The following is an 11,572-nucleotide window of genomic DNA, read 5'->3' as shown; positions in this document are numbered from 1 at the left end:
CCGGCGCTGTTCACCACGAACACAGCCGGTCAGCCCACAGTCCTGTGAGGGCTGATTTTGAGCAGGACATCAGTGTGACAACAACAAGAGAGAAGGTGTGACGTGCCGAAGAGTGTGTACAAGATTCCCACGTCCATTGCCCGAAGTTTCCTCGACCACGAGATCGCGCTCTCCGGCGGCGGCTTCCAGGCGAAGCCAGTGCCAATGAAGGTCCTGCTGTTCTGGGCGGCGTCGATCCTGACGCTGTTCTGGGTGGCCAGCAGCACCTTTGTCGCCTCGGCGGCATGGTGGCTCATCGTCCTGGTGGTCGTTTGGTGGCTGGCGACCACGGCGTTCCTGGGTCAGTACTCCAAGACCAAGGAGATGAAGTACATGTCCGTGCCCGCCCTGCTGGCATATGTGCCGGTTACGGCCCGCCGGGTGCTCACCCGCAAGTCGACCAACCCGAGTGCGTTCTACTCGGTGGTCGGCATCGACAGCATCAACGAGACCGGTCTGATCAAGTACGCGGATGGAACATACGGCCAGGGATACCTGGTCGTGGGTTCAGCGTCGATCCTGCTGTTCGAGGAGGACCGCAAGGCGATCCTGAACCGGGTGGACTCGTTTTGGCGCAAGGTCGACACCTCCTGCGAATACACCTGGGTCACCACCAAGGAGCCGCAGCGCGTCTATCACCAGATTGCCAACCTGGAACGGCGCAACCTGGCGATGGAGACCCGCGATCCTGAGCTGAAGGAACTGCTGGACGAGCAGTACGACATTCTAAAGGACTACGTCGGCGACCAGTTCAAGTCCATCCACCAGTACCTCCTGCTCAAGGGCGACTCGCTGGAGGCCCTGCGGCGCGCCCACAGCGTGCTGCAAGCCGAGGTGGAGACCTCCTCGCTGATGATCAAGGGCTGCACGATGCTCAACGGGGCAGAGGTGACCGAGATGTTCACGGTCCTCTATAAGGGCAAGCACGGCTAGGATCGACAGAACCGCACACGGTGTTTCAGTGTGTCTGGTAACACATGTTTCAATTGATAAGTCAGCGTAATCATCAACAGAGAAAAGAGAACGTTCATGGGTATTCAGGACACCAACGAAACGACCGACACCGCTGTGGACGCTGAGTTCGACGAAGCAGCAGCAGAAGGTCTCAGCGACGAGGACTACGTGGCAGCAGGAGTCGCCTCCGACGCGGACACCACTCCGGAATCATCCGAGTTCGACGAACTGGCCGCCGCCGGCCTCAGCGACGACGACTACCTGGCAGCCAAGCCGGCCAGCGCCTGACCGCCTGAGCAGCTGCCCCCGGCAGCGCCGCAGAGCCCCGTCACCCCTTCGGGTGGCGGGGCTTTCGCGTGTCTGCGTTCCTCTGGCGCTGATCCCAGGGGAAGCGGGGCGGCGTTTTCGGCACCGCGGACCTGCCGGATTCGCTTCACGATGCTGGTCTACAGAGTAGGCATATCTATGTCCAAAATGCTCGTTTCTGCTCAGGAAGCAACATTTTCTGCTTGGCCGTGCGTTGCTCTCGTGTAGGATGAATCTTGACCTCTATCACCTCATAAACCAGTCATTTTGAATACGAAGGGAGCCGGTGATTATGGACGTGCTAACCACAGGCGGATCACCACGCGGCAGCAGTGCTGAAACGGAGCCTTCCGGCGACGCCACAGGCGTTGCTGCGCTGATGGATCAGCTGGAGCAGCCGCAGGGCAGCGCTGAGTCCGTGGAAGCAGAGACGGCCGCTGACGCGCCACGGGGCGGCTTTGCTGCTTCTCTCGCCGCACTGAAGGCCGATGGGAGCGCCAACCCGGGGGACACCGGAAAGGAAACCCCTCAGACCAGGGCCGAGAAGCGCGCTGGACGCCAGGCACGCAAGGACGCCCGGCAGCTGAAGGGCTCGTTTGACGAGTATCCGCACCTGCTGGCGCTCAAGCCCAAGGAAAAGTACGTCTTCCGCTCGGACTACTTCCAGGTCGACGACAACTACGTCGCCTGCATCATGGGCTTTTTCCATGACGACGCCGCACGCGATGATTTCGGGGCGTTCTGGGGCATCAACCGGATTCCCAACGGCCTGGACGACGAGGTGACCGTGGTGGTCATGGAGCAGGTCCGCCGCATGGGCGAGAAGTGGATCGACGACCACATCAAGGTCGCCGAGAAGCTGGACAAGCTCGAAGAGGGTGAACAGGCCCAGTCGGGCACCATGAGCTCCAAGCGCAAGGCCGCGAAGGTGGCCGATGACATGGAGATCGTCTCCGGCGAGATCCAGGACGGCGCCAGCTATCTGCACGTCCACAACCGCCTGCTGATCAAGGCTCCGAACCTGGAGACGCTGGACGCGAGCATCGAGAAGATCAGCCGTTTGTTCATCGACCGCTTCGGCACCCTGACTGTCGCTGCGTACCCCGGTGAGCAGCGCCAGGAGCTCAGCAAGCTGTTCGCCAAGAACGAGAAGAAGCGCGGCAACGGTTTCCACTTCACCTCGATCGAGTTTGCCGGCAGCCACTCACTGGTCACCAACGGCCTCAATGACGCCACCGGCGAGTACGTCGGTTACATGGTCGGCGATGTGAACAACAGCGCCGTTCTCTTCGACGTGAACCGGTACAAGCACCATGTTGTGGTCGCTGATGCGGCGATGAATGACTTCCTGGAGCGTTCTTTCGTGGCCGACATGTGGGGATCGAAGATCTCCCAGTCCGCGATGCTGAACAACGGCAAGACTGTCCACCTGGTTCTCAACGGCGCTGACTTGAACAAGCTGGGTCCGGAATTCAACGGCCTGACCTCCCGGGTGGACATGAGCAGCGGAGACGTCAACATGTTCGAGATGTTCGGTGAGCGCGAGGATGAGCTGAGCATCTTCTCGGCGCACATGCAGAAGCTGGTGCTCATGGCCGAGCAGGCGTACGAACCCACGGAGAATGACCGCTCGATCATCCGTGGCGAGCTGGAAAAGACCGCGACCCGGTTCTACGTCGACCAGGGCATGTGGGCGTTCAACGCCAAGAACCAGCGGGACCGACTGCGCATCGTGGACATCCCGCACGAGCAGGTGCCCCGGCTCCAGCTCTTCGTGACTTATCTGGACACCGAGTACAAGGCCCTGGCCAACGGCTCGACCAGTGACCAGGGCATGATCCAGGCGTACTCGATCCTCTCCTCCGTGTTCGCGAACCTGCTGAATAACAACGGCGACCTCTTCAACACGCACACCAACGCTGCGATCGACGGAGTGCGGGATTCGCGCCGGGTGGTCTACGACTTTTCCAAGCTGATGCGCCGCGGCAAGGGGATTGCCATGGCCCAGCTGGTGAACATCGTGAGCTTCGCAGTGGGCAACCTGGGGCTGAACGACACTCTGGTGATCCACGGTGCCGAGCACATCGAGAAGGCCGTCAAGCCGTACATCGAGAACCAGCTGGAACACCTTTTCGCCCGCGGCGGCCGGGTGGCGTACCTGTACAACGATGTCGACAAGATGCTCGCTGACTCGGATTTCAACCGGTTTGATGCTGCTGACTACACGGTGCTGGGCCCGATGCGCGATGCCACAGTGGCCGCGTACCAGAAGCAGCTCCATCAGGACATCCCGCCGGACCTTGAGGGTCTGGTGACGCAGCGCGGTGAGAACCTCAGCTACCTGCGCCGGGGAGTGACGAACGTGGTGTTCTTCATGGATCTGGCCCTTGGGGTGAACCCGGCCCGGGCCGGGAAGCGGGTCAGGCTGCCGGGGGAGGCGAAGCCCGGAGCCAAGGCTTCCCTGGTCGAAGACCGCCAGACCCAGGAGCGCGAGAAACGTATCAACGACCACGGGGCACAGGCCCGAACGGGACTGCGGGGCCGGAATCAGCCGGCCGGCAGCAAGAAGGTTCTTGGAACCGGTCCTTCCAGGTAATGCGAGATCAGACGAAGAGGAAGGGACGACAAGACATGAAAACTGCGATCTCGCACAACCCTGCGAAGGACAGCGCAGGAGGTGCACGCACCCACACGGGCATCCAGCGTCCGACGTTCATCAAGCGGGCCATCACCCTGGTGATGATGGTCCTGCTGGCGGGTGTGGCTGCACTGGCTTTCAGCAACCCGGCGAAGGCGGCTGAGGACGATCCCGCCAACTACTCCTTCTACAAGCTCTCCAGCTCGCTGGCGGCGTTCTTCTCCAACGCGCAGTCCCCGGACGAGAATGCCGCACCGATTGACGGCGAGGTCTGGGGTTCGGTGATGTCCAACCCGGGCAGCGCCGGCTCGATGCTGGGCTACGTGGACCCCGACTTCAGCTTCTCGATGGAGTTCCTGAACTCCCAGATTTCTGGCTCCTCTTCGGCGGTCGGCTACAACACGCTGATCCAGAGCGCCCAGGGTAGCGACGTGAGTTCCACGCAGACCCCCGGAATGCTGGACTACGCCCACTTCGGTGCCACGCTGAACGCCATGGGGCTGGACTCCATGGGCACAGGCTTGTCGCTGGGCTTCTTTGCGCCGGTTGGTGGCGGTCTGATGATGATCCTCTACATCTTCACCGGCGTCGTTGATCTGCTCTTTGTCGGCATCATCACCACCCTGAAGGCCCTGAACCCGTTCAAGCTGTTCTACGAAGGCGTCAAGGCCGTGAGCCCCACCTTCGCGGAGGGCATGACCGGCGGCGCGGCCGCCCCGGGGTTCCTGGGCGGACTCTCCTCCTGGATCGGTGACTGGTACCAGGTGCTGAATAACATTGCGTGGGCGGTGCTCGTTCCGCTCTTCATCGGCGTGCTGCTGCTGGCGCTGCTGCTCGCCAAGAACATGAACCGCGGTTCGGCGCTGAAAAAGCTGGCAATCCGGGTGGTCTTTATCGGCCTCGGCCTGCCCCTGATCGGCTCGATGTACACCGGGGTGCTGAACTCGATGGGGGATGCCTCCAAATCCGGTTCGGCCGGTTCCACACAGGTCGTGCTGAGCACCTATGTTGATTTTCAGGGCTGGTCCTTCAAGAACCGGCTCTTTGTCCCTGAAGGTGCAGTGATTGAATGGAACGCCTCCGAGAACAAGCCCACGGGCAAGTCGCTGGCGAACGTCCGCAACACCGCCCTGGAGATCAATAAGGCGACCAACCCCAACTGGGCCTCGATCAAGTCCACCCTGAATGTCGCCCAGGACCAGAGCTGGACCAGCGCGGCGCTCAATGACAAGGAAGGCGACACCTCCGGCGGCCTGGGCGGCTACATGAGCACCATCGACCTGCTGGGCCGCTACATCAGCGGCGCGAAGATCGACGCGGCCTCCTACGAGACAGCGATCAAGGGTGACATCTCCACTTCGTCCCCGTACACCAGCGGTGCCGATGGCAAGAAGCAGGTCAGTGACTGGTTCACCAAGTTCAGCGATCCCAAGAAGGGTCTGCCTGAGATCAGCGATCCCGACGAGGTCAAGAACAACCCGGTGATCCGGGTGGCGGACAACACGGGCCTGGTGGCCACTCCTGCCGGGGCAACCAGCGGAGACAAGAAGTTCACCAGCCCGAGCCAGTGGGGCTGCGCCAACTGGGTCTCGAACAGCCAGGGCAAGCCGCTGAACTGCAACATGTCCACGCTGTCGATGTACAACTACCTGAACACCAGCTTCGGCGCGGATTCGATGACCATGTACTCCTCGAACAAGTCGACGTCCGGCGCCACGCGTGAGATGCACAATTCTGTGACGCAGGTCGGCACCGGCACCATGAGCGGACTGTACTGGCTCAACGCCATGGTCCTCCTGGGCAGCTTCGTCATCATCGGCCTGGGCTACGCGTTCTCGATGCTGTTCGCCAACATCAAGCGCAGCTTCCAGCTGATGACGGCAATCCCGTTCGCGACGATCGGTGCCATGTCCGGTATTGCCAAGGTGGTCATCTACGCAATGGCGATGATCCTCGAAGTGATCGTGACGCTGTTTATCTACCGGTTCATTCAGGTCTTCCTGATTTCGATCCCGCAGATCGTTGAGATGCCGTTCTCGGCTGTCCTCAACGGTGTCGCCGCCGGCGACGCCAGCGTGGCGAATCTGCTGACCGGTGGAACGCTCTCGATGGTGATGACGGTGCTTTCGATCATCGCCCTGATCATCTTCACGGTGCTCGCCCTGCGGGTCCGTAAGACGGTGGTGAAGTCGATCAACGAGATCGTGACCAAGCTGGTCGATAAGTTCATGGACACCAACGTGGCTCCTCCCGGCGGTAAGGGTGGCGGCATGATGCCGGCTCTCGCCGGTGGCCTGGCCTCGGGTGCAGGCATGGCCGCAGCCAACAAGGCAATGGGCGGCGGCGTCGGCGGAGCGAAGAAGTCCGGTGGTCCAGGTGGCGGCCCCGGTGGCGTTGTTGCCGGTGGTATTCCGTCCGCGGGCGGTCCTGGTGGTCCTGACGCAGGTGGACCGGCAGGTGCACTCACCGTCGGCGGCGGCGCAGGGATGGATGTTTCCGGTTCCGGCGGAGAAGCCGGTCCTGACGGTGACTCCGGTGGCCCGTTGGCTCTGACGGCTGGCTCCTCAGCCGATGGTTCAACCGGAATGCTGGGCGCGGGTTCCAGCGATCAGTCCACAGCCAAGGCCCTGCAAGCCCAGGGCGGCCTTTCCGAGCCGGGGAGCAAGGGAAGCGGCGACCTCACCGATTCAATGGCCGGCTCGATCGACAAGGCCCAGTCCCAGTACGGAGCCAAGGACAAGGCCATGGCTGATGGTGCAGTCTCCGGCGCGAAGGCGGTCACCAAGGGTGCCGAAGCAGCCGGACGCGGCATGGCCGGTGACGCAGCGGGTGCAGCATCTGCCGGGATGGACGCCTTGGGTCACGCCAGGAATGTCCAGGGCAGTGCACAGCAGGCACAGGCTATCCAGAAGGACATCGACGCCCCGGCTTCTTCAGCCAGCGCCGGTACTTCGGGAGGCACCTCAGCCGGCAGCAACGCAGGTGCCGCGGCAGGCGCAGCAGGGGCAGCTGCCCTGCTGGGCGGCAGCGCAGGCAAGGCGGCCACAGCGGGCAAGGCAGCCGGTGCAGCCAAGACCACGGGAACAGCGGGGAAGAGCCTGAACGCAGGGGCGGCCGCCAAGGGTGCTCCGAGCACCGCTGGTCGCCGTGCAGCACCGACGTCAGCCAGAACGAACAGCTCCGCTGCCCCCAGGCAGCAGGCCCCGTCAGGTCGCCGCACAGCGGTTCCGAACCGGCAGAACACCTCTGCTGCTCCGTCCGCACCGAAGCAGGCACCGCGTCAGCAGGCTCCGGCTTCCCGTCCCGCTCCGGCGGCTCCGCGGCGTCAGGCGCCCGCTCCGGCGGCTCCCCGTCAGCAGGCTCCGGCTCCCAAGGCGAATCCGGCCCCCCGGGCCACGCCGAGGCGGATTCCGGCCACCCGACCCTCGGCTTCCGTTCCGAAGCCGACTCCCCGCCGGCCCCGGAAGGACGGTGATGCATAGCGCGGAGGACTGATGTTGTGAGGTCACGATAGAGACGAAGGGGCTGTGCGAAGGGAAACCTTCCAACAGCCCCTTCGTATGTCTGAATCGAGTTTGTTCTAATTTTCGTTTTCTGCACGTTTTCGAGAAGATTAGAGTGCAATGCGGCTTGCTCTGAATCGCGGATACAGATAGTCTCTTCGATGGAGGGTGTCTTCAGACCCGACAAAACTGCACGTAATCGAACCGATAGTGAGGACATCCATGAACATCATCACGAGCCTGGCATCCCGCGCCGTGGAAACGGCCGCCGGGACAACCGAAGTTCCCGCCCTGCCAACAGCGGCCTGGGACGTTGTCTCGTTCTTCGAGAACGCCGGGGAATTCGTCAAGACCGCCGGCGGCGGGCTGCTGATCGCAATGGGTCTGATCGCCCTTGTCTGGGGCGGCGTCCTGCTTCTGAAGAAGCTGATGGCCGGACAGCAGAACCAGGATTCCTGGATCAAGATCATCATGCTGATGATCGTCGGCGGTGCCATCGCAGTGGGTGGCTTCTCGCTCATCTTCACCATCGGTTCCGGTGGCAAGACGACCATCGAGGACCTTGGCGGCGCCACCTTCCTGTTCGGGTCCCAGCTGCTGGGCCTTGGATAACAGCAGGTAGGCAGCGCCTTCGTCCAGATCATCGGTGAAGGAATGACGGGTCGGCGGCCAACAAGACCGCCGGCCCGTTTTTCTTTTCAGATTTGGGCTCCGGGGGATCGCCCCGTTCTCTCTCCCACCACACACCCACTCGATTCGGCGCATGGCCCGGCAGTTCCGGCCCTGTGAGCGTCATCCCCTCTCACGAAAGGCCCCCGGCTATGGGCATCAAAGATTCAGCAAAGGCACTCGGCACCCGGTTCAAGCTCGATTCGCACCATGCAATCGAGCGCTTTGGTGTTCTCTTCGGGGTGATCGCTGTGAGTTTCGTGGTCATCTTCGGCGCGACCGGCATCTCCGCCTACGCGAACACCGAGGCGTCCCTGAGCAGCAAGGCGCTGTACACACCGACTTTCCTGACTTCCAAGACCAACATCAGTGGCAACGTCCCCGGCATCTTCGTCAACAAGGACCGGACCCGGGCGATGGTGCTCATGCAGTTCAACGACACCAGCCAGGTCAGCGTGAACGCCGATGACTACCAGGGCTTCCTGACCGGTTCGACGAGGGAGCTGAACCAGCAGGGTCTGAACACCACGGTTGCCGGTTCGGTCTACGTGTTCGGCTCCACCGGCTACATGGCCGTGATGCTCGACAGCGACAAGCCGTTCAGTCCGCAGATTATGGACCTGACCATGCGGGCGAACTCCGAGCTGGTCTACAAGAAGGACGATGGCTCGACCAGCAACCGCAAGGACCTGGCTGCCACGGACAGTTCCTTCAAGAAGTACGACCAGTGGCGCGTGTTCTTCAACCCGGGCGGCTCCGAGGCCAAGGTCAGCGCCGCGCTGGACGGCGACAAGGTCGACGTGGGCGCGGTCTTCAACGAGGTCGTCGTCTCGACCGAAGAGCAGAAGATCCGCACCACCATGGATGCCCAGTTGGCCCTTATGCAGACTGACCTGAACCGCATCAAGGACGGCACTGCTGAGCTTGAGCGCACTACGGCAGACAGCGGCACGCTGCGCCTGATGCCTCCCGCGGTCCCGAAGCAGATTGCAGGGGATGCCGTGGACGGCAAAGCAGCAGTCGGCAACACCGCCTCGACGCTGGATCTCAAAACGAAGTTCACGATGCCCCTTGGCTACGACTTCGACTGGCGCAGCGGCAGCGTCAAAGAGGGCTACCTCAAGGGCCTGATCCCCAAGGGCTCCAACTACGTCAGCTACCTGGCCGGACGCGCCAAGGAGACGCCGGACGAGTTTCGGATCAACGACATGAAGTGGCTGCTCAACGACGGCACGGACCTGAAGAAGGACTACGACAGCGGCAACGCCACCGTGAAGCCCCTCTTCGACATCATGAACAAGCTCTCGCAGGCGTACCAGGACTACTACAAGGACAAAAAGGTCTACCAGGTGGACCAGCACAAGAAGCTGCTCGACCTTGAGGTGAGCCTGCGCAACGTGGAGTCGAACTTCACGATGAAGGACGGCGAAGACGTACTGCTCTCGTACTGACCAACAGCGAAACAGCAAGCACTGACCACAACAGATATTCGGCGCGAACACACAGAAGAGAGGGGAATAGCAGATGTCTATTCCGACAGGCGGCGCGGGTGGTCTTGCCAAGGCTGCGGGCTCTGGTGCATCCAATGCAGCAGTTGCCAAGTCAGGAGCTGCTGCGGCAGGTGAGGCGGTCAACGCCTCGGGTAAGGACACCGGCAACAACATGGCCCAGAAGGCCGGCTTTGGTCCCGGAGGCGGTGTCGGCAGCCAGGCTGCGGGTGTGAGCCCTGCGGGTGCTGCCAAGGAAGCGCTGGATAAGACTCCTGCCGGTATGGCAGTCGCAGGTGCGAAGGACGTAGCGAAGATGGGCGCCGGCGGCACGTCGGCGGCCGGTGAGCCCAATGCGAACGACGGCGGCGTAGGCAAGGCCAGCGGCGGTGACCTGGGAAAGGTTGCCGCCGCTGGCGCTGCTGTGCCCGCGGCAGGTGCCGCCGGGCAACTGATGTTCGCCATGATGCTCCTGAACTGGCTCAAGACCATGTTCTTCTCGGCCCTGGCCATGGCGGCAAACCTGATCAACATGATCATCGGCGTGGCTCTGGCGGTGGGAAAAGCCCTCGTTGGAGGCGCGATGGCAGCCGGTGCTGCGGTCTCCACGTTTATGGGCGGCGCCATTTCCGCGGTGACAGGTGCTGTGGCCGCCGCAGCCACAACAGCCCTGGTCGTTGGCGTCGGCGTGGTTTCGATTGTGAGCGGGGTCGGCAACGACACCGCTCAGCGTGACGGCGGACTGTTTGACTGCTCGATTGAGATTGTCGCGGCCTCTGATTCCACCGATGCCGGCCCGGTCGGTGGCGACATCCAGAAGACCACCGAGAATGCCAAGCTCGTCTTCGGTGTTCTCAGCGCCTGGGGGATGTCGGACGAGAACATCGCCGGCATCCTGGGTAACTGGGATGCCGAATCAGGCGTTGATCCCACGGGGGTGGAGACCATCTCCGGTGAGCCGTTCACGCTGGGGCCGAAGAAGGCTGATGCCGAGAGTAAGGGCTTCGACGTCGACCAGATCGCCCCCGCGTACGCTTCCCAGTTTCCCGGTGTGGATCTGCTCGGCATCGGGCTGGGCCAGTGGTCCAACGGCCGCAACACTCAGCTCCGGGACTACGCCAAGGGCGCGGGGAATTCTTCCTGGGCGACGCTGGAGACCCAGCTGGGCTTCATGATCTCCAAGGATTCCGGTGCCCCGGTGATCAAACACATGATCTCCACACCGATCGGTTCAGCCAAAGAGGCCGCTGTCTACTTCCACCACGAGTGGGAGAAATCGGCTGATAACTCGATGACCAAGCGCGAGACGGCCGCCATCAAGTGGTTCGCCCAGATGGGCGGCTGGGACAAGAACCAGTCGTTGGCTGATTCGATCCTCGCCCAGTCCGGTTCCACCCTGGATGCAGCAAACCAGAACCGCGTGAGCAACGCCCAGGCCAATTGTCTGACGGATAAGAAGGCCCAGACTGCCGGTTTGAAAGACGGCGGGATGAACCTCGGGGAGGCCAAGGCCCTGATGGAGAAGTACAAGTCCGAGGGCGACGCGGTACTCGCGGAAGCATTCGGCGGCGGCGGCCCCGGTGACTGCGGTTTCGGCAAGTCCGATAACTGCGTGGGGTTCTCCTCGTACTTCATGTACAAGTTCACCTCGTTCAAGGAATACGCCGCGGGCAACGGCATCGACACGGCAGCTTCAGTGGCAAAGATGACCGGCCGCGAGACCAGCACCACGCCGACGGCGTACTCGGTGTTCTCGATGGAGACCGGGCAGCCCGAGGGTCACACCGGCATCATCCTGGGCATCCAGGGCGACCAGGCAATCATCGGCGAGGCCAGCTGCGGCTCAAACCACGCCGGGACCAGGGCATACACCCGCCCGATTAGTGAACTGACAGGTGGCGGCTTCGTCTTCACTGACGTGACCGACCTGATTACCGACGAGGCGATGTCTTCATGAAAAGCCGATTCAATTTCCC

Annotated in this window: 7 protein-coding genes; all 7 read left to right on the top strand. The window is 62.3% G+C overall.

The window, feature by feature from the left end; genetic code table 11:
* Window positions 1-102: 102 nt before the first annotated feature.
* The 7 genes from ACVWY0_RS05640 (at window position 103) to ACVWY0_RS05610 (ending at window position 11,553) form a co-directional block, all read left to right on the top strand.
* Window positions 103-972, top strand: a complete 870-nt coding sequence (locus ACVWY0_RS05640) for a hypothetical protein (protein ID WP_485835813.1) — start codon at window positions 103-105, stop codon at window positions 970-972.
* Window positions 973-1,068: 96 nt separating this feature from the next.
* On the top strand, window positions 1,069-1,281 hold the full coding sequence (locus ACVWY0_RS05635) for a hypothetical protein (RefSeq protein WP_485835812.1): 213 nt from the start codon (window positions 1,069-1,071) through the stop codon (window positions 1,279-1,281).
* A gap of 310 nt (window positions 1,282-1,591) precedes the next feature.
* Window positions 1,592-3,895, top strand: a complete 2,304-nt coding sequence (locus ACVWY0_RS05630) for a hypothetical protein (protein WP_485835811.1) — start codon at window positions 1,592-1,594, stop codon at window positions 3,893-3,895.
* A 35-nt stretch (window positions 3,896-3,930) separates the two neighbouring features.
* A complete protein-coding gene (locus ACVWY0_RS05625) occupies window positions 3,931-7,419 on the top strand; it encodes a hypothetical protein (protein ID WP_485835810.1) in 3,489 nt (1,162 codons plus the stop codon).
* Window positions 7,420-7,662: 243 nt separating this feature from the next.
* Window positions 7,663-8,052, top strand: a complete 390-nt coding sequence (locus ACVWY0_RS05620) for a hypothetical protein (protein ID WP_354249780.1) — start codon at window positions 7,663-7,665, stop codon at window positions 8,050-8,052.
* Window positions 8,053-8,261: 209 nt separating this feature from the next.
* Complete coding sequence (locus ACVWY0_RS05615; RefSeq protein ID WP_485835809.1) at window positions 8,262-9,560, top strand: hypothetical protein; 1,299 nt, start codon at window positions 8,262-8,264, stop codon at window positions 9,558-9,560.
* A gap of 73 nt (window positions 9,561-9,633) precedes the next feature.
* Window positions 9,634-11,553, top strand: a complete 1,920-nt coding sequence (locus ACVWY0_RS05610; protein ID WP_485835808.1) for a phage tail tip lysozyme — start codon at window positions 9,634-9,636, stop codon at window positions 11,551-11,553.
* The last annotated feature ends 19 nt before the right edge of the window (window positions 11,554-11,572 follow it).

Source organism: Arthrobacter sp. UYNi723 (assembly GCF_054057635.1).
Note: the sequence above shows the minus strand (reverse complement) of the source record. Positions and strands in the feature narration are given on the sequence as shown.